Below are 26,289 nucleotides of genomic sequence, written 5' to 3'. Positions count from 1 at the left end.
GATGTCGATTTGAGCCTATCCGGAACAGATGTTTGTTTTCAACGACCGCCGGCGTGCGCGCGCGGCCGGCGGCGGACCTCCGCCGAGCGCAGGGCGGACCGGAACAGCGGGCCGATGACGCCGGCGAGTTGATCCGGCCGCGCGATCGTGGCGTGCGCGGTGCTGCCGAAGACTCTGCGCAGCGACTGCACGTCGGTCCCCGCACCGATCGTGAGGCACACACAACCGGTCCCGCGGCGGCGGGCCTCGATCAGGGCGCGGCGCGCGTCCGCGGCGCCGTAGGCCCGTTCGTACCCGTGGTCGTAGGCGAGTCCGTCGGACAGCACCACCAGCAGTCGGCGCGCCGTTCCCCCACGCGCCTCCAAGACCGCCGAGCCGTGACGGATCGCCGCACCGAGGCGGGAGTACGCGCCGGGTTCCAGGCTGTTCAGCCGCCGCATGACGCGGGAGTCGAGGTGGTCGTCGAACCGTTTGACGGGAATCATGCTGACCGCCTGGCGGCCCTGTGAGTAGTAGGCATACAGCGCGACCCGGTCGCCCAGGTCATGCAGTGCGACGGTGAGATTGGCGACCGCCGCGCGCTGCTGCTGGTGCACCGTGCGGCCCAGCGTTCCCGCCTCGGCCGCCGAGCCCGACACGTCGAGCAGCAGCAGCACCGACAGGTCCCGGCGGCGGCGCAGGCTGTCGAGGTAGACGGCCTCGTCGGGGACCGACCCGGCCCGCACCTCGACGCGAGCCTCCACCGCGGCGTCGATGTCGATGTCGTCGCCCTGCGGCTGACGATGGCGGCGGTGCAGCCCCATTCCAAGGCGTGACAGCGGCCGCCGCACGCCGATGGCGGCTTCGATTTCCGGGGTCGCCTGCGCTTTGATCGTCGGCTCGACCTCGCGCACGGTGCACCACGCGCGTCGGTAGCCCTTGCGCGCGGCGTCCCATTCCGGATATCTCACACCGTCCGCGAACCCGTTTACTTGCTCGTCGTTGATCCCCTCGCTCGGGGCCGACGCGAGCGACGACACGGCGTGCGAGCCGCGGATTCCCGAGTTCGTGCGATGCGTCGGTGTGTCCGCACCAGGCGGCCCGCCGCCGCTGCTGCGCGACTTCTTCCTTTGTGAAGACAACATCTTCTTCAACCACTTACCGATGAAGCCGCCCCCGCCCACCGGGCTGGTGAACAGGTCGGGATCGTCGTAATCGTCGGTCTGACCGTCGGCAAGCTCCGCCGGCTCCTTCGCGGCGCGCCCGCGCGGAACGTGCCCGGGGTTCGCCCGGTCTTGTTGTTCGGCCGCGCGGCGCGCGGCCAACACCCTCGCCGCGCAGATCACGCCGAATTCGGCCGGCGGGCCGTCGATCCTGGCCCGCGCCTTGGCGATTCGCAACGACGCCGCGGGCGAGTCGCTGCGGCTCGCGATCTCGCGGTCGCCCAACGACGCCAGCGCGCGCGGGAGCAGGTCTTCGGTGGCGACCAGTGCCCGGTGGCCCTCGACCGCCAGGTAGCGGCGGGCCATCCGGGGATGCCGGACCAAGGGACGGACGACGCCGGGGTCCAGACTGCCCGCGGCGATCATCGAAGCCTGTACGGCAACCGCCTCGAGCGGCGCGCGGCCCGGCGCGGCGGCATCGACGTAGATCGTCTGGCCGTCGGTCCACGGCGGTTCGCCCGGTCGCAGCTCGGCAACCGCCGTGGCGCGGCCCGCCAGCGCGGAGGCGAACATGCCCAGGGCCTGCAGCCGCCGGGCAGGAGCGTCGTGACCCACGCTGAACCTCCGAACCACCGACACCTTTGACCAAATATCTGTTCCACCGTAGAGTCCGGCCTCAGGGCAGTCAATCAACCCGGCCGTCGATTAGTCAGGAGCGCATCATGATTGACTTCACCGACCGGGTGGCGGTCGTCACCGGCGCCGGTCGTGGGCTCGGCCGCCTTTACGCACTCGACCTGGCGCGCCGGGGCGCCGCGGTGGTGGTCAACGACCTCGGCGGCTCGATGCGCGGCGAGGGCGCCGACTTTCGCGTCGCCGACGAGGTGGTCGCCGAGATCACGACTGCGGGCGGCACGGCCATCGCCTCGTACGACTCGGTCGGCAGCCCCGCGGGCGGCCAGGCGATCGTCGATGCGGCGGTGGGCGCGTTCGGCCGCCTCGACGCGGTGGTCAGCAACGCGGGCATCTTCGGCAGCACGCCGTTCGAAGCCCTCTCGGCCGGCGAGTGGACGCGCATGCTGCGGGTGCATCTGGACGGCGGCTTTCATCTCGCCCAGCCCGCGTACCGCGTCATGCAGAAGAACGGCGGCGGGCGGTTCGTGTTCATCTCGTCCTCCGCCGGCATTTTCGGTCAGCCGATGGAGGCCCACTACGCGGCGGCCAAGGCCGGCCTGGTCGGGTTGACCAACGTGATCGCGATCGAGGGTGAGGCGCACGGAATCCTCGCCAATTCCGTTATGCCCACCGGCTTCTCGCGCATGGTCACCGAGACCGTCGGCGACGAGAAGTTTCTCGCCGAATCCGGCTTCATGCAGGCCATCCGGCCCGAACTCGTCGTGCCGCTGGTGACCTTCCTCGCCAGCTCCGCGTGCACGTTCACCCACCGGAACTATTCGGCCGCCGCCGGGCGCTACGCGCGGGTGTTCGTCGGGCTCACCGAAGGCTGGCTGGCCGACGCCGACGGCCAGCCGACCGCCGAAGACATCGAGGCGCACCTCGAGGAGATCTCGTCCACGGAAAAGTTCATGGTGCCCGCGTCCATCGTCGACGAGGTGCTGGAAGTGTGTGCGCGGCGCGGCGTCAGCGCCATGCCGGGCAACGCCGAGGTCGCCTTTCCGGACCACCGGGGCAACTGACCGTTATTGACCCGCTATCTGCTCAACCGTAAAGTCCCGAAAAATGGATTTCTCCTACCCGGCGGAAGTGGAACGGTTCCGCGCCGAGCTGCGCGACTGGCTGTCGGCGAACCTGACCGACGAGCTGGTGGCCGCCCGCCGGCCCGCGGGGCGCGACGACGCGGCAATCGAGCTGCTGCGCGGGTGGAGCCGGACGATGGCAGACTCCGGGTGGGCCGCGGTCTCCTGGCCGCGCGAGTACGGCGGACGCGGAGCGACCGTTCTCGAACAGCTGGTCTATACCGAGGAGACCACCCGCGCACGGGCACCGATGCCGCTCAACGTCATTGGGATGAACAACATCGCCCCCGCCATCATGCAGTACGGCACCGAAGACCAGAAGGCAACGCTGCTCCCCCGCATGATGCGCGCCGACGACATCTGGTGCCAGGGAATGTCGGAGCCCGAAGCGGGATCCGATCTCGCCGCCTTGCGCACCCGCGCGGTGCGGGACGGTGACGACTTCGTCGTCAACGGCCAGAAGATCTGGACTTCGTTGGGGCATCGGGCGCACTGGTGTCAGCTGTACGTGCGCACCGATCCCGACGCCCCGAAGCACAAGGGGATCTCCTGCCTGATCGTCGACATGGCGCTGCCCGGCATCGAGGTCCGCCCGCTCGTCACTCTCAACGGCGACACCGATTTCGCCGAGGTGTTCTTTCACGACGTGCGGGTGCCGGCCGACGCATTGCTGGGCCCGGTGAACGCGGGCTGGCAGGTGGCGACCACCACGCTCAGCCACGAGCGCGCCGGGGCGGCACGGCTGTACGCGGAGATGCAGGTGCGGCTGGAAGAGCTGGTGGACGACATCGCCACGGCCGACGCCGGAGCGCTCGACGATCCGGTAACGCGGCAGCGCCTTGGCGAAATTGCCGTTCGCATCAAGTATCTCGAGGTGCTCTGCCAGCGGTCGATCTCGGCGACGCTGCACGGCGGCGACCCGTTCGCGTCGGCCAGCCTCGCCAAGACCGTGTGGGGTGAGATCGGACAGGACATGGCCGCCCTGGCTTTCGACGTGTTGGGCACCGGCGGCGTTGGCGCCCCGTGGGCCAACTACCGACTCACCTCGCGTTCGCTGACCATCGCGGGCGGAACGACCCAGATCAACAAGAACATCACCGCGCAGCGGGTGCTCGGGCTGCCGCGAAAATGAACCTCGAACTCACCGCCGAGCAGGCGGCGCTGCGCGACACCACCCGGCGATTTCTTGCTGAGAAGGCACCGATTTCGGGACACGTGCGCGAACTGCTCGACGATCCGACCGGCCTCGACGAGCCCGTCTGGCGCGCCCTGGCCGACATCGGGACAACCGGACTGTTGGTGCCGGAGGAACATGGCGGCGCCGGGATGACGATGGTCGAGGCCGGCGTGGTCGCCGAAGAGCTCGGCGCCGCGCTGCACCCGGGCCCGTGGTCGTCGACCGCGGTCGCCGCGGCGCGCGCGCTGACGCGGCTCCGCGGCGATGACAGTGCCGCAACGATTCTGGCCGGGATTGCCGATGGGACCACCATCGCCACCGTCGGCTTTCTCGACGCGGACAACGCCCGCGTCGAGGTGGCCGGGCGAGACCGCCACCCCGTCGTACGGGGTGAGATCGCCGGCGTGCCCGACGCGGCGGCGGCCGACACCCTGCTGGTGCTCGCCCGGGACCAAGCAGGCACCGGGCTTTTCGCGGTAAGGACCGACTCCTCCGGTGTTTCGATCACGGCCGAGCCCGGAATCGACCAGACCCGCAAGCGCTTCGGCGTCGGGCTCGACGGTGCGCCCGCGCACCGGCTGGCCACGGCGCCGTCGGATGCCGTTGCGGCCGTCGTCGACGATGTGCTCATCGCGGGCGCCGCCGACGCGCTCGGCGCCGCGCGGGCTGTGATGGACCTGGCCGTCGGATACGCAAAAGTCAGAAAGCAATTCGGTCAGGTCATCGGCTCCTTCCAGGCGGTCCAGCACCTCTGCGTCGACATGTATGAGACCGTCGAGCTCGCCCGCAGCGGTGTCATCCACGCGCTCTGGGCGGCCGACAATGCCGGCGCCGAGGAGCGCCACCTCTCCGCGCTGCGGGCCAAGGGATTCGCCGGGCGGCTGGCTTCCGTGGGCGACACCGCCATCCAGGTGTTCGGCGGCATCGGTTACACCTGGGAGCACGACGCCCATCTCTATCTCAAGCGCCTGCTGAGCTGGAGCGGACTCCTCGGTGGGCCCGACCGATACCTCACGGAACTTGGTGCGCGCCTTGCCAAGAGAGGCCAGCAATGATGGACATCGAGTACCTGCTCACCGCGACCCCGTCGGCGCGCAAGTCGCTCGACCTACAGGCCCCCGTCGACCTCGCGAAGATCCGGGATTGCCTGCGCGTCGGCTTGCAGGCGGCCAACGGCTCCAACCAACAGTCGTGGCGCTGGCTGGTGATCGCCGACCCCTCGTTGCGGGCCCGGATCGCCGAGCTGTACCGCGAGGCTTACCTGCTGCGGGTGGGCGGGCAGTTGATCGCCGACCTGCTGCCGGCCGGCACGCCGGAACGTCGCATCATGTCGTCGACGGAGTGGTTGGTCGAGAACATGGCGAATGTGCCGCTGCTGGTAATCCCTTGCTATGAGCCCTACCTGCCCCGCATCGACGGCGACGAGTCCTTCCATCAGGCGACGCTGTACGGCTCGATCTTCCCGGCGGTATGGAACTTTCAGCTCGCCCTGCACACCCGCGGATACGGGACCTGCATCACGACGCTGCACCTGCACCGCGAAGCCGAGGTCCGCCGGCTACTCGGCATCCCCGAGAGCTACACCCAGGGCTGCCTGCTGCCGGTGGCGCGGCTGCGCGCCGGGCGCGCCTTTTCCCCGGCCCGCCGGCGCCCCGTCGACGAGGTGGTCGTGCGCGACGGCTGGGAGGGGCCCGCGCTCTAGAATGGGTCTGTCAACGCTCTGCGCAGCGAATTCGTCTTACCCGGGTCTGATAGCCTCTAACAAACATTTGGTTCGCGCGAGAGGACGAATGCGCATGTTCGCGAAGCCGCAATCGTCCGGATCTGCACACCGCTGATCATGGCGAAAGCGCAGCCGTTGCGCGTCAGCGCCGCCGACGATCCCGGCACGCGCCGGACCGAGATCTTGCAGACCGCGGCGTCGTTGATCGCGTCGTCGGGGTTGCGCACGTCTTTGCAGGAGATCGCCGACGCGGCAGGCATTCTCCCCGGCAGCCTGTATCACCATTTCGAGTCCAAAGAGGCGATCCTCGTCGAGCTGATCCGCCGCTACCAGGACGATCTGACCCGGATCGGGCAAACCGCGCAGGCGCGGCTGGATGAACCGGACGCGCGACCGGCTTCGGAGAAGATCGTCGAGCTGGGGTCGGCGATCGCCCACTGCGCCGCGCGGCACGGGGCGGCGCTGCAGATGTCGTTCTACGAGGGGCCGAACGACGACCCGGAGCTGATGAAGCTGACCCGGGAGGCACCCAACGCGGTGCAGGAGGCGATGCTGCAAACGCTGCGCGCGGGCAGGTGGAGCGGCTACATCAAGCCCGACATCGACCTGCCCACGCTGGCCGACCGGATCTGCCAGACGATGCTGCAGGTCGGGCTCGCCGTCATGCGGCACAACGCCCCACCCGACCAGGTGGCCCGGCTGCTGTGCCGAATCATCTTGGACGGTCTGGCGGCCAAGCCGCCGACCGACGCGGCCTTGGATCGGTCCAAGGCCTTCGCGGCCGCCCGCGCCGTCATCGACACGTGGGCCGACGACGGCGAAGCGGATCCCGACGACAAGGCGGCCCACGTCCTCGCGGTCGCACGAACGGAGTTCGGCCGCAAAGGGTATGAGGTCACGACCATCAGGGACATCGCCGCCGCGGCCGGCCTGGGCACCGGAACGGTCTATCGGGTGATCGGGTCCAAGGACGAACTCCTCGCCTCGATCATGAAATCCTTCGGGAGGAAGGTCGAGGCCGGGTGGGTCGGCGTCCTGCGCTCGGACTCCACGGTCGTCGAGAAACTTGACGCCCTCAGCTGGGTCAACGTCAACGCGCTCGACCGGTACTCCGACGAGTTCAGGATTCAACTCGCCTGGATGCGGCAATCCCCGCCCAACACACCCAACCCCGGTTGGCTGTACGCCACCCGACTTCGGCAGATGAAATCGCTGCTCTCCGAAGGTATCCGGTCGGGGGAGATCAGCATCGACGCCCCGTCCCTCACGATGCTGGCACGCTGCGTCATCGGCCTGCAGTGGATACCGGAGAACATCCTGCGCGCCGTGGGGAAACGCGCGGCGTTGATGCATGTCCGCGACACGGTCCTTCGCGGAGCCGCGGTTCGCGGCAGGTAGGTATTGAACCTAATAACTGTTACCCATACAGTTGGGCGGTTAGAACCGGATTGGCAGTGAACGAGAAGGGGATTTCCATGACTATCGTCGATCGGTTGCGCTACGACGGCAAACGGGCTCTCGTTGTTGGCGGCGCCACCGGGATGGGCGCGGCGGCGGCCAAGTCGGCGGCCGAGCTCGGCGCCGAAGTCATCGTGATGGACTACGCGCCGGTGAGCTACGACGTCGCCAAGTCCATCCAGGTGGACCTGCGCGACCCCGCCTCGATCGACGGCGCGATCGAGCAGCTGGACGGTCCGATCCACGCCCTGTTCTCGGCCGCCGGCATCGCCGACGGGACGACCGACCTGATGGCGATCAACTTCATCGGCCACCGCCACCTCATCGGCCGCCTGCTCGAGAAGAACCAGCTTCCCTCGGGCTCGGCGATCTGCTTCATCTCCTCGGTGGCCGGCATGGGCTGGGAGAACGACCTGGAGCTGCTGACCGAGTTCCTCGCCACGCCGGACTTCGCTTCGGCGCAAGAGTGGGTCAAAGCGCACGAATCGGAAGGCATCATCCACTACGGCTTTTCCAAGAAGGTCGTCAACGCCTACGTGGCGACGCAGGGCTACCCGCTGCTGAAGAAGGGCATTCGGATCAACGCGATCTGCCCGGGGCCCACCGACACCCCGCTGGCCCAGGCCAATGCCGACCTCTGGCTCACCTTCGCGCAGGACTACCGCGACGAGACCGGCTCCAAGGTGCACACCCCCGAGCAGATGGGCGACGTGATGGCGTTCCTGAACAGCGCCGCCGCCTTCGGCATCAACGGGATCACGCTGCTGGTGGACTACGGCCACACGATGGCCTCGCTGACCGGCGCGTACCCGCCCGGCAAGCCGATCATCGACCTGATCATGGGCCGGGTGAAGCTCTAACGCCGGTACCGTCGGAGGTATGGCACGGATCGTCGTCATCGGCGGGCACGGCAAGGTCGCGCTGCAGCTGGCCCGCATCCTGACGGAACGCGGCGACGAGGTGAGCTCGGTGTTCCGCAACCCCGACCACGCCGACGACGTCGCGGCGACGGGCGCGCGACCCGTGGTGGCCGACATCGAGGGGCTCGACACCGACGCGCTGGCCGGTCTGCTGGCGGGTCACGACGCGGTCGTCTTCTCCGCCGGGGCGGGCGGCGGTAACCCGGCGCGGACGTACGCCGTCGACCGCGACGCGGCGATCCGGGTGATCGATGCCGCCGCGCGGGCCGGCGTCAAGCGGTTCGTGATGGTGTCCTACTTCGGCGCCGGGCCGGATCACGGAGTGCCCGAGGGCAATTCGTTCTTCCCCTACGCGGAGGCCAAGGCGGCCGCGGACGCCCACCTGCGCGCCAGCGGCCTGCAGTGGACCGTGCTGGGACCGGGCCGTCTGACGCTGGAGCCGGCCACCGGACGCATCGCCTTGGGCCAGGGCAAGGGCGAGGTCTCGCGCGCCGACGTCGCCCTCGTCGCGGCGGCCGCACTCGCGGACGACTCGACCGTCGGGCGAACCATCGACTTCAACAACGGTGACACCCCCATCGCCGAAGCACTGGGCACATGAAGCTCGCCGACTGCCCGGTCTTTCCCGGCCGAGGCGGGAACCGCCCTTAGCACGGACCGCGGCTTGGGTTGGGCGATGTTGTGCATCGCCGCGGTGCAGCGGGACGGCAGCGACGCCATGTCCACCGATGATCTGGTGATTGGCGTTAGGGCGCACCGGCATTGGAGTCTGGGCGCGGGGTCGATGCGGGCCGTGGAGGGCACATCGTCGGGCAGGTGTTGCGCGTGCTGGTTGAGGAGTGGGTCGACCGGTCGGGCATATCGGGCTGGTTCCCGGTTTCCGGCCGACGGCCGGGTTCCCGCGGATCGAGAGCTCGCTGTGGCTGCCGCAGCTGCCGCTGGCGCCGAGGGCTTAGTGCCGGCTGCCTATGGTTGCGCGGGACCCGGCGCAGGCGCCTTTCCCGACATACATTGCTGAAACTCCGGACTACCGGGGGCGAAATTGAAGCCACAGTTGCAATCGCGAGCGTCCTTGGGCGGGAGCGAGTTGCAAAAGTCGCTGTCGGCCGAGGCCGACGGCGCGGCCCCGAGCGCACCGGCGGCCAAGGCCGCCGCAGCGCCGAACGTGGCCATCAACAGTCTCGTCTTCATGGTGGGGTTCCTTTTCTAGCGTTGAGAGCATTTGTATCAGCGCGGACGGTCCCGCGCAGTACTTGACGGCCTTCACCGCAACAGTCGACGCGGTAAACTCCGCTGCGCAGCTGGTTTGCCGTCGCCGCAACCGTGGCGCCGGCATCGAGCGGGGCATGTTACGCATGCCCCGCGAGAGGGAACCCGGTGGAAGTCCGGGACTGTCCCGCAGCGGTGAGCAGGAACGACCGCCGTCACCAGCACTGGTCGCAAGACCGGGAAGCGACGGCCAGTAGGAGCACCGTCAAGTGCACGCCTGCGAGTCCGAAGACCTGCCGGCTGTGCCGGGCGCGCCGCGTCCGGCGGCTCATCGCCTCGTGGAATGGGCGTTCGGTCGTTGCTTCGGCTGCGCGTCCGGCGGCGGTGAACCACCCGTCGAGTGTTAGGACGACAAAGTGATCAGCTCTCAACCATTCACCGCCACCGTTACCGGCTCCCCGCGCATCGGCCCGAAGCGCGAACTCAAGCGCGCCACCGAGGGTTACTGGGCCGGGCGCACCAGCCGGGCCGAGCTGGAATCCGTCGCCGCCGATTTGCGCCGCGACACGTGGTCCCGGCTGGCCGCCGCCGGCCTGGACTCGGTCCCGGTGAACACCTTCTCCTATTACGACCAGATGCTCGACACGGCGGTGATGCTCGGCGCGCTGCCGGCCCGGGCCACACGGGTTTCCGACGATCTGGACCGCTACTTCGCCGTGGCCCGCGGCAACCCCGACGTCGCGCCGCTGGAGATGACCAAGTGGTTCGACACGAACTACCACTATCTGGTTCCCGAGATCGAACCCGCCACCAAGTTCGCCCTGAACCCCGACAAGGTGCTCTCCGAGCTGAAAGAGGCCCTGCAGCAAGGGATCCCCGCGCGCCCGGTCGTCATCGGGCCCATCACGTTCCTGCTGCTGAGCAAGGCCGTCAACGGCGGCGGCGCGCCGATCGAGCGGCTTCAGGAGCTGGTGCCGATCTACTCCGAGCTGCTCCGTTTGCTCGCCGACAGCGGGGCGCGGTGGGTGCAATTCGACGAGCCCGCGCTGGTCACCGCCATCTCCCCCGACGCGCCGGCGCTGGCCGAGGCGGTGTACAACGCGCTGGGCGCGGTGAGCAACCGGCCCGCCATCTACGTCGCCACCTACTTCGGCGACCCGGGCGCCGCGCTGGCTGGGTTGGCCCGCACGCCCGTCGAGGCGATCGGCGTCGACCTGGTGGCCGGAGCGGACACCGCGGTCGCGGGCATCCCGGAATTGTCCACCAAGCTGCTCGTGGCCGGCGTCGTCGACGGGCGCAACGTTTGGCGCACCGACCTGGAGGCAGCGCTGGGCAAGCTGGCCGCCCTGCGGGGTTCGGCTGCCACAGTGGCGGTTTCGACGTCGTGCTCGACGCTGCACGTGCCGTATTCGCTGGAGCCCGAAACCGATCTCGACGACAACCTGCGCAGCTGGTTGGCGTTCGGGGCGGAAAAGGTGGGCGAGGTCGTCACCCTGGCGCGCGCACTGCATGACGGGCGTGAAGCGGTCGCCGAGGAGATCGCGGCGTCCAATGCCGCCGTGGCATCGCGCACGAGCGATCCGCGGCTGCACGATGGTCAGATTCGGGCGCGCATCGACTCGATCGTCGCGTCGGGTGCGCACCGCGGCGACGCGGAGCAGCGCCGCGCCAGCCAGGAGGCGCGGCTGCACCTGCCGCCGCTGCCCACCACGACCATCGGCTCCTACCCGCAAACCTCCGCAATCCGCAAGGCGCGCGCGGCGTTTCGGGCCGGCGAGATCGACGAGGCCGAGTACGTCGCCAAGATGCGCCAGGAGATCGCCGACGTCATCAAGCTGCAGGAGGAGCTCGGTCTCGACGTGCTGGTGCACGGCGAGCCGGAGCGCAACGACATGGTGCAGTACTTCGCCGAGCAGCTGCAGGGGTTCTTCGCCACCCAGAACGGCTGGGTACAGAGCTACGGCAGCCGCTGCGTGCGCCCGCCGATCCTCTACGGCGACGTGTCGCGACCGCACCCGATGACCGTCGAGTGGATCACCTACGCCCAGTCCCTCACCGACAAGCCGGTGAAGGGCATGCTGACCGGGCCCGTCACGATCCTGGCCTGGTCGTTCGTCCGCGACGACCAGCCGCTGGCCGACACCGCGTACCAGGTGGCGCTGGCCATTCGCGACGAGACCGTGGACCTGCAGGCCGCCGGGATCGCCGTCATCCAAGTCGACGAGCCCGCGTTGCGCGAGCTGCTGCCGCTGCGCCGCGCCCAGCAGGAGGAATATTTGCGTTGGGCCGTAGGGTCTTTCCGCCTGGCCACCTCCGGCGTCGCCGACTCGACGCAGATCCACACCCACCTGTGCTACTCGGAATTCGGCGAGGTGATCGGGGCCATCGCCGACCTGGACGCCGACGTCACCTCCATCGAGGCGGCCCGCTCGCACATGGAGGTGCTCGACGACCTGAACTCCGTCGGCTTCGCCAACAGCGTGGGGCCGGGCGTCTACGACATCCACTCGCCGCGGGTGCCGAGCGCCGACGAGATGGCCGAGTCGCTGCGCGCGGCGCTGAGAGCCGTCCCGCCGCAACGACTTTGGGTCAACCCCGACTGCGGCCTGAAGACGCGCAACGCCGACGAGGTGACCGCGTCGCTGCGCAACATGGTCGCCGCGGCGCAGGAGGTGCGGGCGGGGGCTTAGTCGTTCGCGGGCGTAACCGCACAGCGATTTTCCGACGCTTATTTCGCAGTGCGGTTACGTTCGCGAACCTACTCCGAAGCCGGCAGCACCTGGACCGGCACGTCGTCGGCCCAGGGCTGCCGCGTCACCATGTCGGCGACCCGCACGATGCCGCGCTCGAACTCGCCGGTCGCGGCGTCCACCAGCCGGTAGGCCTGGGTCTGTCGGTGGATGGGCTGCGCGTCGAGCAGCACGACGCGCACCTCACCCGGCTCGAAGTGGCAACGCTGCTGCATGGCGGTGATGAGTTGCTCGTTGTGCATGTGGCCGTCGCCGAAGTTCCAGCCGATCGCGGTGCTGCAGATCCGTTCGCCGTCGGTGATGACGTAGTCGTCCTCGTTCTGCCCCGCCATGGCGCGGTGAGCCAGCGTGAACAGCGCCCGGCCGTGGGTGTTGAACCCGCGGAACGCGTACCCCATGAAGATCGGTATCTGGGCCGCCTCCGGGCTGCCGTAGAACCGCTCCAGCTGGGCCTGCGGCATGCTCGCGATCGCGATGATGCCCCGTCCGATCTTCTCGTTGGCCGACGGCTTGATGCACCACAGCGTGGTGTCCCAGTTACCGGCGTAGTAGCGCATGCCCGGCAGGAAGGAAATCTTGCGCGGAAACATGTTGCCCAGCACCACGATTCCCGCGATCACGACGAACAGGATCGCGACCAGCACCGGATGTTTCAGGTCGGTCAGCCCCAGGCGGGCGTGCGCGACGAACAGCGACAGCACCCCGAAGATCATGAAAACGTTCCACTCCAGCGGCACGCCCATCGGGATCGATACGAGGATGCCGAGGTGAAAGCACACCATCACGACGGCGGCCACCGTCGTCGGCCAGCCGCCGTGGCAGAAGAACAGCGGCAGCGGCACCAGCATCTCGATGGCGGTGCTCACGTGGGCCACGAACCGCGAGAGCCGGCCGGGGCGCAGGTCGTCGGGGAAGTGCTCGAAGAACCGCCGTTTCAGCCACCGGGGCCGCACCAGCGGGTTGTTGGACATCATCGTGGAGATCACGAACGGGAAGTGCTTGTTGAGCTTCGAGGTCGCAGCCCCCATCCAGATGACCAGGAACACCACCTTGGACCCGACGATCAGGTCGGGGCCGCCGAACAGGAACGTCACCGCCATCGTCGCGTAGACCTCGCCGCGCGCGGCCAGGAAGATCACCTTGTCGCGCAGCCCCGCCAGGCCGAGGAACAACAGGATCCACACAATCTGCCACGTCGGCAGCAGCCCTACCGTGGTGCCCAGCTCCGGAACCGGGCCGGTGCCGTCGGAGAACAACGCCCACAACGTCATCACCAGCAGCGCCGCGTACAGGAAGACGTCCACCGGCCGACGGGCGCTGCCCTTGGTGAGGGGAACGCGGTCCGGCCACGGTGGCAGCCGGATGGTGCCGAACCGCATCCAGTACAGGATCGAGCCCAGCGGCGGGAAGAACCGGTTGTTCAACGGCCCGAAGCCGCAACCCAGGCCGACCACCTCGAACAGCATCGTGTAGAGCACGACCTTCTCGAAGACGATCGGCTCGGACCACCAGTGCGCGACGTTGGTGAACCCGCCGAGTCCCTTGGTGGCCGAGGCGAACAGCCACCCGCCCAGGATGTAGAGCAGGATCTTGAGGACGTAGAACAGGTGCAGCGCGACCGGCGTGCCGAAGCCCACCTCGGCCCAGTGCCGGGCCATCGGACGGATCTTCTCGCTGCGGGTGCCCTTGTTCCATTCCTCCATGTCGAGCTGCGGCAGCTCGGGTTTGAGAAATCCCATGGTTTGACAGATTAGAACGCGTTCTAGGCGCGTGGCTTGGATGGGGGCAAAGAATCCTTTGCCTGGGCGTTAATGCCCGGATACCGTGAGTCGCCAGGAGAACTCCACGATGAACAGACTTCGCTTTCTCGTCGCGGCGCTGATAGCCGCCGTCGCGTCGATGGCCGGCGGCGGGGTCGCCCGGGCCGACTCGCCCGCGCCCGGTGACTCGTGCACGGCGTTGCACGCCACCACCCATGACGCGAACGGCCGGACGATGTGGTGCAACCCGACCATGACCGGCGACCACAGCCTGGTGTGGCAGTACGGCGGGCCCTCCACCCCTTAGCGTCGTCGCCGGAAAGCCATGCGGATATATCGTGGCGCGGCGACTCGCTGCGGAATAAGATGCCTTCGTCTCAATGAGCTTGCCCGCAAGATTGTTCTGCTACGAGGGAAGTCATGCTCAAACTATTTCGGAGCAGACTGTCGGCAGTGGCGATTATCGTTGTTTTCACCGTTGCATCATGCTGTTCGCCTTCCGAGCGGGCGGATGCTTGTGCAGGCCCGTCCGAGGGGACGACGACGCAGCCCGCTGCCGACACGGACGCGGACTCGGGTATGGACAGCATGCGAGGGACGAAAAAGCCGACCCAGACTTGTCCCCTATCCAGCCTGGCCGAGGATGATCCGGCGCCGCCGCCGTTATACCCCTTTATCGGAACCGCGCATTGGCCCGTGCCCGTGCCGTCGAGCCAGCCGTATTTTGATCAGGGCTTACAATTCTTCTTCGCGTTCAACAATCGTGAGTCCTTGAGAGCGTTCCGCGCAGCGGCCGATGAGGCCGAGAATGCTGGCATTCGTTGCTCGGCGTGCTACTGGGCCCAAGCGCTGCCGCTTGGCGTAGACATCAATATGCCCAAACAATCGGAGCCTGACCGGAAGGCCGCGAGAGAGGCGCTCCACCGCGCCATAGATGCGAATCCAAGTGCTAAAGACTGGGAGATCATCCGGGCTTTGTTCGAACGCTACCAGGATTGCACTGTTAAGGACGAAAAGGAATGCCAACGGGTTCGCAACCAAGCCTATTATCGCGGGATGAAAAAAGTGCGTGACGAGTTCGGCAGCGATGACGCCAATGTCATCACGCTTTTCGCTGACTCGGCCATGAACCTGACGCCTTGGAATTACTGGGACAAAAACGGAAAACCGATCACCGAGTGGAGCGGGCCGCTCACGGAGGCACAGACTTCTCTCAAGGAGGCTTTGGACTTTGGCCGGTACCCGCAAAACGAAGGGCCCATCCACTGGTATATCCACCTCATGGAAGGGTCACGCACGCCGGGCGCGGCGAAACCATACGCGGGCCTATTAGCGTCATTGGCGCCGAATGCAGGTCACCTGGTCCACATGCCGTCCCACATCTACTACCGCATCGGGGACATGCAGGACGCGATCTGGGCCAACAAAAAAGCCATCGAGGCGGACGAAGCGTATTTCGCCAAGGAGCCGGGTTTGTATCGCCCGGACGACGATCGCTATAGGTATGACTATTACCTCCACAATATTCATTTCCTACTCGCCGCCGCGGTGTTGAGCGGCGACACTCAGGACGTCAATCCTTACGCCGAGAAGCTGTTGACATCGGCGCCCGGCGAAGGGAAGGGAAGCGGTGCGGACAGATACAGGACCATCTATTACCTCGTAAGGATGAATTTCACCAGTACGGGGGATATTCGTAACTTCCGGGGACCGGATTCTTTCGACCAGCAGCCGCTCGCAAATCTTGCCTATGACTACGCGCAGCTGATGGCGGATATCTGGGACGGAAATCGTTCCAGTAAATGGGTCGGCAAATTCGGCAACGACCTCGCACAATATCGCAAGAACAAGGGCGAACAGAACGAGAACTGCGATCCTCCCGCAGCCGGCGTCCAACTCCCTAGGGATTGGAAAGGCCTGTGCCTGGCCGCGATCCTCAATGAGCTGGGACAGGCGCGGATCGCCGCCTCGGAAGCCAACTGGAACGAAGCGGTTGACCATGCGGACCGCGCGAGGGTGATCCAGGACGCCCTGCCCTATAAGGAGCTTCCCGTATGGCTCTATCCCGCGCGCCAAACCCTGGCCTCCGTCCTGATCCGGAGGGCGGATTCGGCCCGACACGATCTGGACACGGCCAAGCAGCTGCTGTTGGAGAGCTTGAATAAGCTCCCGGGCGCCGATCCCGACCAAATCCCGACGGGAACTTTTCCCGGAAACGGCTGGGCTTACTACGGGCTGTGGGAGATCGCGAACAAGATCAGCCCGGCTGACGTTAATCAGGCCACGGCGGATCTCCAAGCCCATTGGTTCGGGACCGACGAATTCCGAAACCTCGAACGCATGTAGCTCGGCGGGCCCGCCACACCTTAACCGCGTTCGAGTGCGCGCTGACGGCTTTGCGTGTGCGCCCAGGGCGGCGACACGCCGGGCGGCGTCGCCCAGGATTCACTGCCAAAGCCGCGGCGCCGCAACCTAACTCAGCCGAAGATGCCCGGCGGGATCGTCGGCGCGCGGCCCAGCAGCCGCGGGTCGATCGCCACGTTCAGCGCGTCTACCGTGTCAAGGTCGGCCAGGGCCTCTACGGCGGACAGGAACCTGCGCTGCTCGGCAGGGTCCACCACGCCGTCGGCCAGCTCGGTGAACTTCTGCACGTACTGCGGCCGGCGGAAGGGGCGGGCGCCCAACGGGTGGGCGTCGGCCACGGCCAGCTCGTCGCGGATCACCTCGCCGCTGGTGAGCGTCACCTCAGCGCGCGCCCCGAACGCCTTCTCCGCCGGATCCGACGCGTGGTAGCGGCGCGTCCACTCCGGGTCCTCGACGGTGGAGATCTTGCGCCACAGTTCGACGGTGTCCGCCCGGTGCGCGCGCTCCGGAGCGTAGGAGCGCTCGTGATGCCAGGTGCCGTCCTGCAGCGCGACGGCGAAGATATACGGCAGCGAGTGGTCGAGAGTTTCGCGTGACGCGTCGGGGTCGAACTTTTGCGGATCCCCGGATCCCGTCCCGATCACCACGTGGGTGTGATTGCTGGTGTGCAGCACGATGGCCTCGACCTGGTCGAGGTCGCCGATCCGCTGTCGCAGCCGCCGGGCCAGGTCGATCGGCGCCTGGCTCTGGTACTCCGCCGAGTGCTCCTTGGTGTAGCTGTCCAGGATGGCACGCTTGGGTTCGCCGGGAGCGGGCAAGGGCACGAGGTATTCGCGCCCGGGCCCGCCCAGCAGCCGGGCGATCACCCCGTCCTCGCCCTCCCAGATCGGGGCCGGCGACCGTTCGCCGCGCATCGCCCGGTCCACCGCCTCGGTGGCCGTCTTCCCGGCATGCGCCGGCGCGAACGCCTTCCAGCTCGAGATCGAGCCCTTGCGGGATTGGCGGGTGCTGGTGGTCAGGTGCAGCGCCTGCCCGATCGCCTGGTAGATGGTCTCGGTGTCCAGCCGCAGCATGGTGCCGATGCCGGCGGCCACCGAGGGCCCGAGATGCGCGACGTGATCGATCTTGTGCTCGTGCAGGCAGATTCCGCGAGCCAGGTCGATCTGGACCTCGTACGCGGTGGCCACGCCGCGGACCAGGTCGGCGCCGCGCACGCCGAGGTGCTGCGCCACCGCGACGAGCGGGGGGATGTTGTCTCCGGGATGGGAATACTCCGCGGCCAAGAACGTGTCGTGGAAGTCGAGCTCGCGCACGGCGACGCCGTTGGCCCACGCCGCCCATTCCGCCGAGTAGGTACCGGCGACACCGAAGATCCGCGCCCCCGGCCGCCCGGGATGGGACAGCGCCTGCCGGCGGGCCACGGCGACAGGCCGGCGCAGCACCGCCGCCGCGCTGACGGCGGCGTTGTCGATAATCCGGTTGGCCACCATCTCCGCCGTTTCCGGCTCGACGGCGACTGGATCGGCGGCGACGTCGGCGATCTTGGCGGCCAGGTGCTCGCCACGGGGGAAGTCCTCGGCGCTGCGCCGCGCCCGGACCGTGTGCACGATCATCACCAACGATTATGTGGTGGAAAGGTGTCCACAAAAAATGGAGTACCTGACTACGCAAGCCTGACCGATCGCACGGTTGCACGGTTAAGCCGTCGTCGCCGAATGCGCCAAATCCACGGCCGGGCAGGAGGACAGAAATGTCGGCTGTGGTCGCGGTGCCGGAGGTAATGACCTCGGCAGCAACGGATTTGGCAACGATCGTTTCGAGCCTCGACGCGGCCCATGCGGTGGCGGCACCGCCGACCTCGGCGGTGCTGTCCGCCGCCAGGGACGAGGTATCGACCGGCGTCGCCCACCTGTTCTCCCAGTACGCCCGGGACTATCAGACGCTGGCCGGGCAGGCGACGGCTTTCCACGATCAGTTTGTCCGGCACCTGACCGCGAGCGCGAACGCGTATACCGCCGCCGAGGCCACCAATGTCGCCTCGTTGCAGCCGTTCAGCGCGATTGCGGACTCGATTGGCGGCGCTGTCGGCGGCTTGCCGGCTCAAGCGGCCAACTTGCTCAACGGCGTCCAGAGTCAACTACTCAACTTGTACAACAGAATTTACGGTGTGCTACTGAAGCTGCTGAGCACCGTGGTGGTGCTTTTCGTTGCGATTTTGATCATCGCGTTTGTCGCAGCAGTCATACTCATGAATACCTTCAACTCGTCACCGACGGAGTGACGAGCAGGGAATGCCGCGGAACTCGCGGGCTATCCAAGAATCGCTTGGTTCAGTAGCCCCGATCGAAGCATCACGACATCGTGAGCGAATTCGCCTTCATCGCACGGCCGCGGCGCCGAAGGGCGTTGTCGATGATCAGGTCGGCCACCGTCGCCGCCGCCTCGGACTAGCCGGCGACCTTCCCGGTCTAGGCGGGCAGGCAAGCCGGTGACGGGTCGACTCGCGACCCTGAGGGCTTCGCCGATTTGGCACATTTGCTTCGCCGATCGCCGTTTGGTGCTGAGCTATCTCCTGGAAGGAGGTGCTCAGCGTGTCCCGATTCGCGTCGTGGGTGGGTCAGCCCGATCAGTTCGACTGGATCACCGCCGTCTTGCGCGAGCGCGGGCTGCTGCGCGCGACACAGTGGAGCCTCGCTGTCATCTCCTCGATATCGGCGCTCGTCCCGGTGACCACCATGCTCAGCACCCATCGGCCAACCGCCGAGGTGGTGCTGATCGACGCGGCGGCCGCGGTCTTCGTCGTCGCGGTCAGCTTCTTCTGGCTGACGCGGTGGCCGACCCGGGTCCAATCGGAAATTTTCGGGGTTGTCGCCGGCACCTGCATTGCGGCGTGGAGCCTGACCCAGCCGACCGCCGCGCTGGCGGCCGTCGGTTGCTGCGCTATGGCCACCAACAGCGGCTATGTCGCGCTCTTCCACAGCAACAAGTTTCTGGTCTTCAGCGCCGCCCTGGCGGCCACCGTTTCCGTCGCGACCGGGGTGCACGTGGCTCGCGAGTCCGACATCGGAACCGGGCTCGCCGCGTTCTGGGTGATCGCCACGCTCAACCTGGCCTTCCCGCTGGCGATGCGGGGGATGTCGCGCGCCATGGGGACCTACGCGGAGCGCGCCGACGAAGACGCGCTGACGGGGTTGTTCAACCGCCGCGGATTCATCGCCGCGCTCACCCGGAGACTCGGCGATCAGCGCGACGACGACACCCATCTGACGATGATCATGATCGATCTCGACGCGTTCAAACGGATCAACGACACCTTCGGCCATGCGGCGGGCGACCGCGCGCTGATCGCCGTCGCCGACGCGCTGCGGCAACAGGTGGCACCGACAGCGCTGCTATGCCGCGCCGGCGGCGAGGAGTTTCTCATCGCCGCGACCGGCTCCTCGCCGAACGCCGAGCACGTCTCGGAGCAATTGGGCGCGGCCATCGCCGCGCTTCCTCAGGGACTGACTGCCAGCATCGGTACGGCCACCGCCGAGCTGCCCCCGATGGGCATCTCCGACGTCCCCGGGCTCATCGAAAAGCTCATCGACGTCGCAGACAGCGCGATGTACACCGCCAAGCGCCGCGGCGGCAATCAGGCCCACCACCTGTGACCCGCCAACGACAAAGCGCGACAAGGGTTTTGCCGCTCTAACGGCGCGGGCCATCGGCTTCGACCGGACAGCGGCCGCGTCGATCCATTTGAATCGCCCGAGAAATCCGGGTGAACACGGTACTGCCGGTCGGGCGATCGGTGTAGTTTGCTGCTTGGGGCGGGCCGCGAACTCCACGTGAGGAGCCAGTCGTGTCAGATGTCGATTACTGCGTGGTCGGGGCCGGGTTCGCGGGTTTGACGGCCGCCCTGCGGTTGAAGCAGGCCGGGCGCTCGGTGGCCTTGCTGGAGGCGCGCGACCGGGTCGGCGGTCGCACATTCACCGTCACTCGCGACGACGGCACCTGGATCGACCGCGGCGGCGCCTGGATCGGTCCGGGTCAGGATCGCATCTACGCGCTGATGAACGAGTTCGGCGTTCCGGAATACAAGCAGCACAACGACGGCGACGCGATCATGATCGTCGACGGCAAGAAGCACCGCTACGGCGGCACCATTCCCTGGTCGATGAGCCCGTGGGCGGTGACCAACCTGGGTATCGGCTTGATGTCGATCGAGAAGATGTGCAAATCGATTCCGCGCGAAGCGCCGTGGGAGGCAAAGCACGCCGCCGAGTGGGACCGCATCAGCCTCGGGGAATGGATCGAAAAGAACACCATGTCCAAGGCCGCCCGCGAGATGCTGGACATGGCCCTGTCCGGCGTGTACACCTCGGCCGGGTCGGAGACGTCGCTGCTGTGGGCGCTGCTGCAGATGGGATCGGGCGGCGGGCCTACCTTCGTCATCTCCGGCAAGGGCGGCGCCCAGGACGCCCGACCCGTCGGGGGGATGGGCGCCATCTATCGATCGATCGTCGCCGAACTTGGTGACGCGCTGCACCTTTCACGCCCGGTCCGCCAGATCACCCAGGACGCCGACGGCGTGACCGTCACCGCGGACGGTTTGACGGTGCGGGCACGGCGCGCCATTGTGGCGATCCCGGTCGCGATCGCCAGTTCGATTGTCTACGAGCCGCTTTTGCCCGTCGATCGGGCGCTTCTGCACCAGCGCATGCCAGGTGGCTCGGTCATCAAGATCTCGATCATCTACGACGAGCCGTTTTGGCGCGCGGACGGATTGTGCGGCCAGTCGGCCGCGCCGGGGTCGCCGGCGACGCTCACCATCGACGCGTGCACGAACACCGCGGACCCCGGGATCATGTGCGTGATCACCGAGGGGCCGGCCGCACGGCGGCTGACAAGAATGGACGAGGCCGACCGGAAAGCCGCGGTCATCGGCGAGCTCGTCGATCGGTTCGGCGACAGGGCCAACTCGCCGCTGGAATTCCACGAGCAGAACTGGACGACCGAGCGCTATTCCGGGGGCGGCATGATCAGCCACGCCCCGACCGGCGTGCTGACCGAATTCGGCTACACCCTGCGCGAGCCCTGCGGTCGCGTCCACTGGGCCGGCACGGAGAGCTCGGCGATCATGTGCGGGTGGGTAGACGGCGCGATCCGCTCCGGCGAGCGGGCGGCGGCCGAAGTGATGACGGCCGACACCGCCGCGGCGGCGGCGACCCCGGTCTAGGGGATCCCGGGAAGACCGTCGCCTGCCGCAGCGCCGGAAACACGGTGCCGGACAGCTCGGTGATGACCGCGGCGGCGAGCGCCGACCGTCGCCGCGAGCCGTGTTCTGCCCCCCTGACGACCGCCACGATGAATCCGGTCGCGGCGACCGCGAAGAGCAGGTGCCCGGACGTCATCACCGGCGTCGCCCACAACGCGACGACCAACCCCGACACGGTCGGGTGCCGGGCCGGCCAGAACAGCAGCTGGGAACCGAATCCCCGTCTTCCGGAAGGACTTTCACGCCACATGAAATACCTGATCCGCAGCTCGAAACAGTCGCGGCGCCGGATGCCGTTCGCTCCGAGCACGACGACCGCCCACCCCAGCCAGAAAAGGACGTGCGGACCCGGCCGGGCCGGTGCTGGCACATCCCAGATCACGGTCGGCAGCGTGCGCCATTGCCAATAGAGCAGGAACAGCGCGAGGCTCCCGAACAGCGCATCGGTGCCGTGTTCGATCCGCCGCGCCGTGAAGTGGTACTGAACCGCAAACAGGCCAAGCAGCAGCAGATCGATCAGGATCGCGTTGTCAGGCGGTGCCGCCAGACCATGGTCAATACTCCGCGGAACCACGACGTTTCCGGTGAAGCCGATCCCGTAGAGCAAGGCCGAGCGAGACAACGCATAACACGCGGCGCTATACCATCGCGCAAGGATAGGCGGCCCGTCGAGGAGCGGATCGCCAAATCCCCTGCGCCGCAGCATCCGGTCAGGCCCAGCCAGAGCCCACCGCCGAATCGGTGGTGGCCATGTTGCTACCCGCGGACTGCACCTTGGCACCGTGCGCGTTGGCCTGCTCGTAGATCGCCTGAAAGTTGCGGCCCAGCTGCGTGATGAATTCCTGGCAGGCCACCGAGCCGGCGCCTCCCCAGAAATCCGCTGCCGCCAACACATCCCGCACGATGGCCTGATGCTCGGCTTCCAGTGACGCCGCCTGGCCCCGGATCAGCGCGCCATGAGCGTCGACGTCACCGAACTGATAATTGATCGTCATCGCGAAATCTCCTAACTGCCCAGAACCTGCCGCGAAGCCTGCTCTTGCTGCTCGTAGTTGCCGGCGTCCCGAACCAGCCCGTCGCGAACGCCGTGCAACATGCCCACGATGTTGCGGAACGCCTGATTCATCTGCCCCATCGTGTCGTACGACGTCGCCTGGGCCGCGCCGCTCCATCCCGCGCCCGAAATGTGCTGCGACGACGCCCACATCCGGCGCGCCTCGTCCTCAACCGTCTGCGCGTGCACCTCGAACCGGCCCGCCATCGCCCGCATCGCGTCCGGGTCGGTCATGAACCGCGTAGTCATCACGGTCTCCTTTCAACAAGTGAATTACTGTCCAATCACGTGCCGCCGCATGACAGCCGGCGGCGAGTCCGAAAAGCCCGACTGCCCACCCCCGCCCTATCCGACCCCGACGCGCGGCACCACGCTGGGCCGTGACTGCAGTACGTGCGGGCTCGCCCCGCCGCGGCCCGACATCCCACCGGGCATTCCGGCGCCGCCCGTACCGCCCATCGGCATCGGCATCATCGGCATGCCGCCCGCGCCGGCGCCGACTCCCGCTGCGGCGCCGGGCATTTCGCCACCCAGCCCGGACATGGCCGCACTGACCATGCCGGCCGGGGTTGATCCCTGCCACGTCGGGGGCACCGACAGCGAGCCCACCAACCGGGCATTGCCCAGGCCCGCCGACACGGCCGGCCCCGGGCCCGCCGCTCCGCCGAACGGCTTCATTTCCGGGGCGGTGCTGCCGACAAACTTTCCGACGTCGGCCCCGACCGCCGTGGCATTGGCCAGTCCGGCGGTGCCGGCGTTGGCGCCCTGCGCCAACGACAGGATCGGGGACATCAGCATGCTGATCGGGAGGGTCGCGACTTGGGCCACCGACGACAGTGATTGCAGCGGCGCCCCGGAAAGCAGCGACTGCAAGGCGGTCACCACCCCGGGGGCCGCCTCCGCGGCCCCCTGCGCCAGCGGAGCAGCCACGCCCGCCAGGCTGATCGGCGGCGCCGCAAACGGCGGCAGCGCCGCCGCCACCGACACCGCCCCGGCGTGGTAGCCGACCATCGCGGCGACGTCCTGGGCCCACATCTCCATGTAGTGGAATTCGGTGACCGCGATCGCCGGCGTGTTCTGGCCCAGAAAGTTGGTCGCCGCCAACGTCATCAGCTGCGTGCGATTGGCCGCGACGGCGGCCGGGTGCACGGTCAAGGTCTGCGCCGCCTCGAACGCCGCGGCCGCCGCCCGCGCCTGGGCCGCCGCCGCCTCGGCCTGGGCCGCCGACGCGGCCAGCCACGCCAGGTACGGCGCCGCCGCGCCCGCCATCGCCGCCGACGCCGGACCCGACCACGGGCCGCCGATCAGAGCCGAGATCACCGAGTCGAACGACGACGCCGACGCCCGCAGGTCGGCAGCCAGCCCGTCCCAGGCCGTCGCCGCCGTGAATAGCGGCCCGGCCCCGGCACCGGCGTACATCCGCGCAGAGTTGGTCTCCGGCGGGAGCGACGAAAAGTCTGACATCACAGTCCCTATTGGAAGAAGCCCGACTGCGCGTCGCGCTTGTTGAAGAACCCCGAATCGTCGTTGCCGGAGTTGCCGATGCCCGAGTTGAAGACGTTCGAGTTGCCGATGCCGATGTTGTCGAAGCCCGTGTTGCCGATGCCGGCCAGGAAACTGCCCGCGTTGTTGATCCCGACGTTGTTGCCGTTGCCGGAGTTACCGAAGCCCGACTCGAAGGCAAGGCCGGTGTTCTGGAACCCGGAGGTGTCGCCGCCGGAGTTGAAGAAGCCCGACGAATCGAGGCCGGTGGTGCCGAATCCCGAGTTCTTGACGCCGACCGGGGTGATCGCGCTGCCGAAACCGGTGTTCAGGTTGCCGGAGTCGAAGCCGCCCGTGTTGCTGGAACCCGCGTTGCCCCACCCCGTGTTGATGTCGCCCGCGTTGAAGTCCCCGGTGTTGAGCGAGCCCGCGTTGCCGCTGCCGGTGTTCTGGAAGCCGGAGTTGCCCATTCCGAAGTTCTGCGAACCGCCGTTCAACATCCCCATGTTGTTCGACCCGCCGTTGCCGGCACCGAAGTTGCTGAAGCCGCTGTTCAAAAAGCCGGTGTTGCCCTGGCCCGAATTGGTGAACCCGGTGTTGAAGCTGCCCGAGTTCTCGAGACCGAAGCTGTGATTGCCGGAGTTGAAGAGGCCGACGTTGCCGGTGCCGGAGTTGAAGAAGCCGACGTTGCCGGTGCCCGAGTTGCCGAAGCCGATGTTCCCGGTGCCCGAGTTCAGCCCGCCGAAACCGATCTGGTTGTCGCCGGTGAGCCCGAAGCCGATGTCGTTGTTGCCCGTGTTGCCGAGGCCGAAGTTGTGGCTGCCGGTGTTGGCGATGCCGACGTTGTTGCTGCCGCGGTTCCCGATGCCCATGTTGGAGTCGCCGCGGTTCCCGCTGCCGATGTTGCCGCTGCCCAGATTTCCGCTGCCGACGTTGGTGTTGCCGAGGTTTCCGCTGCCGACGTTCCCGAGGCCGGCGTTTCCGAAGCCGGTGTTGTTGTTGCCCGCGTTTCCGGCGCCCAGGTTTTGGTTGCCCCGGTTGCCGCTGCCGATGTTGCTGATGCCGTTGTTGCCATTGCCGACGTTGGTGCTGCCGATGTTGCCGCTGCCGACGTTCTGGCTGCCGTTGTTGCCGCTGCCCAGGTTTTGGTTGCCGCGGTTGCCGCCGCCCACGTTGCCGCCGCCCGCGTTTCCCCCGCCGAGGTTGACCAGGGCCGCCTGGGCAGCCTGCACCGGACCGAGCGGGCCGGGCAGGCTGGCGAGCGCCTGCTGCATCGGCGTCAACTGCGCGGCCACGGCCGACGCCCCCCCGTGATACCCCACCATCGCCGACACGTCGGCGGCCCACATCTGCTCGTACTGCGCCTCGGCCGCCGCGATCGAGGGGGCGTTGAACCCGAACAGGTTTGACCGCACCAGCGACACGAGCCGGTTGCGATTGGCCGCCACCGCCCCCGGATGCACCGTCGCCGACACCGCGGCCTCAAACGCCGACGCCGCCGCCCGCGCCTGGCCGGCCGCGCCCTGCGCCTGCGCCGCGGCGGCCGACAGCCACCCCACGTACGGCGCCGCCGCGCCCGCCATCGCCGCCGCCGCGGGACCCTGCCAGGCCGCCCCGGCCAGCCCCGACGTCACCGACCCGAAGGAGCGCGCCGCCGAACCCAGCTCGCCGGCCAGCCCCTCCCAGGCCGCGGCCGCCTCCAGTATCGGACCCGGCCCCGCACCCAGATACATCCGCGCCGAATTGATCTCCGGCGGCAATACCAAGAAATTCATCACACCCGTCCTTCGCCGTTAGTGGCAGAAACCCGAGAGCGCCATCGGCCCGTCGAATAAGCCGGAGTCGTCGGGGCCGCCGCGTTTGGCGCGCTCAGCGCCGCGCGGCCGTCTGCCGGATCCGCCGACGCCGCCGTCGGCGCCTCCGGGGCCGCCCTCAGGTGCGACATCGCCGTCCTCCCGTTCCCAAGCCGTCCGGGCGATCGGCGAAAGCGCAGCGAATTGCGATACCGGCCCCGGCTTCTCGTCCAAGCGAGTCAAATATGCGGGGTCCGACGTCGAACTAACGTCGGTCGAATCGCGTAGATACTCAGCATGAGGGGTCGTAAATGCAGCGAGGTGCGGGGTCGTAGGGCCGCCCCCGGCAAATGGTCGGCCCGGGTGCCCGGGGCCGCCGCCGGTAGGCCCCGCCGCCCCGGTGACCTCAATAGTTTTCGGGTGGTATTCGACCCTTGGCG

General features: G+C 67.8%; 22 protein-coding genes and 1 riboswitch. Of the genes, 14 read left to right on the top strand and 8 right to left on the bottom strand.

Annotated features, from left to right (window positions below; translation table 11 throughout):
- Positions 1 to 38: 38 nt before the first annotated feature.
- Positions 39 to 1,715, bottom strand: coding sequence for a nitric oxide reductase activation protein NorD (locus MTAB308_RS23370; protein ID WP_083746731.1), 1,677 nt, complete (start codon positions 1,713 to 1,715; stop codon positions 39 to 41).
- 149 nt (positions 1,716 to 1,864) lie between these two features.
- Between MTAB308_RS23370 and MTAB308_RS23365 the strand changes: the two genes are divergently transcribed.
- The 9 genes from MTAB308_RS23365 (at position 1,865) to metE (ending at position 12,076) form a co-directional block, all read left to right on the top strand.
- The gene (locus MTAB308_RS23365; RefSeq protein WP_077102577.1) at positions 1,865 to 2,839 is read left to right on the top strand and encodes an SDR family NAD(P)-dependent oxidoreductase; all 975 of its coding nucleotides are present in this window, start codon (positions 1,865 to 1,867) and stop codon (positions 2,837 to 2,839) included.
- 43 nt (positions 2,840 to 2,882) lie between these two features.
- Positions 2,883 to 4,031, top strand: coding sequence for an acyl-CoA dehydrogenase family protein (locus MTAB308_RS23360; protein WP_077102576.1), 1,149 nt, complete (start codon positions 2,883 to 2,885; stop codon positions 4,029 to 4,031).
- Positions 4,028 to 5,131 carry an acyl-CoA dehydrogenase family protein gene (locus MTAB308_RS23355; RefSeq protein ID WP_077102575.1) on the top strand — a complete coding sequence of 368 codons (1,104 nt, stop codon included), beginning with the start codon at positions 4,028 to 4,030 and terminating at the stop codon, positions 5,129 to 5,131. Before MTAB308_RS23360 ends, MTAB308_RS23355 begins: the two co-directional genes overlap by 4 nt.
- Positions 5,131 to 5,778 (top strand): nitroreductase family protein, encoded by a 648-nt coding sequence (locus tag MTAB308_RS23350; protein ID WP_077102574.1) that lies wholly within the window; start codon positions 5,131 to 5,133, stop codon positions 5,776 to 5,778. The genes MTAB308_RS23355 and MTAB308_RS23350 overlap by 1 nt, the downstream gene beginning before the upstream one ends.
- A gap of 138 nt (positions 5,779 to 5,916) precedes the next feature.
- Positions 5,917 to 7,197 carry a TetR/AcrR family transcriptional regulator gene (locus tag MTAB308_RS23345; RefSeq protein WP_077102572.1) on the top strand — a complete coding sequence of 427 codons (1,281 nt, stop codon included), beginning with the start codon at positions 5,917 to 5,919 and terminating at the stop codon, positions 7,195 to 7,197.
- 77 nt (positions 7,198 to 7,274) lie between these two features.
- The gene (locus MTAB308_RS23340) at positions 7,275 to 8,117 is read left to right on the top strand and encodes an SDR family oxidoreductase (RefSeq protein ID WP_077104707.1); all 843 of its coding nucleotides are present in this window, start codon (positions 7,275 to 7,277) and stop codon (positions 8,115 to 8,117) included.
- A 19-nt stretch (positions 8,118 to 8,136) separates the two neighbouring features.
- On the top strand, positions 8,137 to 8,778 hold the full coding sequence (locus MTAB308_RS23335; protein WP_077102570.1) for an SDR family oxidoreductase: 642 nt from the start codon (positions 8,137 to 8,139) through the stop codon (positions 8,776 to 8,778).
- Positions 8,779 to 9,264: 486 nt separating this feature from the next.
- Positions 9,265 to 9,387, top strand: coding sequence for a hypothetical protein (locus tag MTAB308_RS30345; protein ID WP_264033626.1), 123 nt, complete (start codon positions 9,265 to 9,267; stop codon positions 9,385 to 9,387).
- A 129-nt stretch (positions 9,388 to 9,516) separates the two neighbouring features.
- Positions 9,517 to 9,683, top strand: a riboswitch (cobalamin riboswitch).
- A 122-nt stretch (positions 9,684 to 9,805) separates the two neighbouring features.
- Positions 9,806 to 12,076, top strand: a complete 2,271-nt coding sequence (gene metE, locus MTAB308_RS23330; RefSeq protein WP_077104705.1) for a 5-methyltetrahydropteroyltriglutamate--homocysteine S-methyltransferase — start codon at positions 9,806 to 9,808, stop codon at positions 12,074 to 12,076.
- Between the two features lie 68 nt (positions 12,077 to 12,144).
- Here metE and MTAB308_RS23325 read toward each other — a convergent pair whose 3' ends face one another.
- Positions 12,145 to 13,875, bottom strand: coding sequence for a DUF3556 domain-containing protein (locus MTAB308_RS23325; protein WP_077102567.1), 1,731 nt, complete (start codon positions 13,873 to 13,875; stop codon positions 12,145 to 12,147).
- Between the two features lie 109 nt (positions 13,876 to 13,984).
- Between MTAB308_RS23325 and MTAB308_RS23320 the strand changes: the two genes are divergently transcribed.
- On the top strand, positions 13,985 to 14,203 hold the full coding sequence (locus MTAB308_RS23320; protein WP_077102565.1) for a hypothetical protein: 219 nt from the start codon (positions 13,985 to 13,987) through the stop codon (positions 14,201 to 14,203).
- A gap of 146 nt (positions 14,204 to 14,349) precedes the next feature.
- Positions 14,350 to 16,242 carry a hypothetical protein gene (locus tag MTAB308_RS23315; protein WP_245831478.1) on the top strand — a complete coding sequence of 631 codons (1,893 nt, stop codon included), beginning with the start codon at positions 14,350 to 14,352 and terminating at the stop codon, positions 16,240 to 16,242.
- Between the two features lie 131 nt (positions 16,243 to 16,373).
- On the opposite strand, the gene prpD is transcribed toward MTAB308_RS23315, so the two are convergent.
- Positions 16,374 to 17,873, bottom strand: coding sequence for a 2-methylcitrate dehydratase PrpD (gene prpD, locus MTAB308_RS23310; protein ID WP_077102563.1), 1,500 nt, complete (start codon positions 17,871 to 17,873; stop codon positions 16,374 to 16,376).
- Positions 17,874 to 18,010: 137 nt separating this feature from the next.
- Between prpD and MTAB308_RS23305 the strand changes: the two genes are divergently transcribed.
- The 3 genes from MTAB308_RS23305 to MTAB308_RS23295 all read left to right on the top strand — a co-directional run bounded on the left by MTAB308_RS23305 (position 18,011) and on the right by MTAB308_RS23295 (position 21,481).
- Complete coding sequence (locus MTAB308_RS23305) at positions 18,011 to 18,541, top strand: PE family protein (RefSeq protein ID WP_077102561.1); 531 nt, start codon at positions 18,011 to 18,013, stop codon at positions 18,539 to 18,541.
- A gap of 310 nt (positions 18,542 to 18,851) precedes the next feature.
- On the top strand, positions 18,852 to 19,913 hold the full coding sequence (locus MTAB308_RS23300; RefSeq protein ID WP_157901003.1) for a GGDEF domain-containing protein: 1,062 nt from the start codon (positions 18,852 to 18,854) through the stop codon (positions 19,911 to 19,913).
- Positions 19,914 to 20,104: 191 nt separating this feature from the next.
- Positions 20,105 to 21,481, top strand: coding sequence for a flavin monoamine oxidase family protein (locus tag MTAB308_RS23295; RefSeq protein ID WP_077102557.1), 1,377 nt, complete (start codon positions 20,105 to 20,107; stop codon positions 21,479 to 21,481).
- On the opposite strand, the gene MTAB308_RS23290 is transcribed toward MTAB308_RS23295, so the two are convergent.
- The 5 genes from MTAB308_RS23290 to MTAB308_RS23270 form a co-directional block, all read right to left on the bottom strand.
- On the bottom strand, positions 21,381 to 22,142 hold the full coding sequence (locus MTAB308_RS23290; RefSeq protein ID WP_157901002.1) for an isoprenylcysteine carboxylmethyltransferase family protein: 762 nt from the start codon (positions 22,140 to 22,142) through the stop codon (positions 21,381 to 21,383). The genes MTAB308_RS23295 and MTAB308_RS23290 overlap by 101 nt on opposite strands.
- Positions 22,143 to 22,230: 88 nt before the next feature.
- On the bottom strand, positions 22,231 to 22,515 hold the full coding sequence (locus MTAB308_RS23285) for a WXG100 family type VII secretion target (RefSeq protein ID WP_077102555.1): 285 nt from the start codon (positions 22,513 to 22,515) through the stop codon (positions 22,231 to 22,233).
- An 11-nt stretch (positions 22,516 to 22,526) separates the two neighbouring features.
- Complete coding sequence (locus tag MTAB308_RS23280) at positions 22,527 to 22,823, bottom strand: WXG100 family type VII secretion target (protein ID WP_077102553.1); 297 nt, start codon at positions 22,821 to 22,823, stop codon at positions 22,527 to 22,529.
- Positions 22,824 to 22,919: 96 nt separating this feature from the next.
- Complete coding sequence (locus tag MTAB308_RS23275) at positions 22,920 to 24,038, bottom strand: PPE family protein (RefSeq protein ID WP_425436309.1); 1,119 nt, start codon at positions 24,036 to 24,038, stop codon at positions 22,920 to 22,922.
- Positions 24,039 to 24,046: 8 nt separating this feature from the next.
- A complete protein-coding gene (locus MTAB308_RS23270; RefSeq protein WP_077102549.1) occupies positions 24,047 to 25,831 on the bottom strand; it encodes a PPE family protein in 1,785 nt (594 codons plus the stop codon).
- Positions 25,832 to 26,289 lie beyond the last annotated feature (458 nt).

Origin of the sequence: Mycobacterium terramassiliense, from assembly GCF_900157385.1 — a bacterium.
Lineage (GTDB): Bacteria > Actinomycetota > Actinomycetes > Mycobacteriales > Mycobacteriaceae > Mycobacterium > Mycobacterium terramassiliense.
The sequence above is the reverse complement of the archived record's forward strand: the minus strand, read 5'-3'. Positions and strand labels throughout refer to the sequence as shown.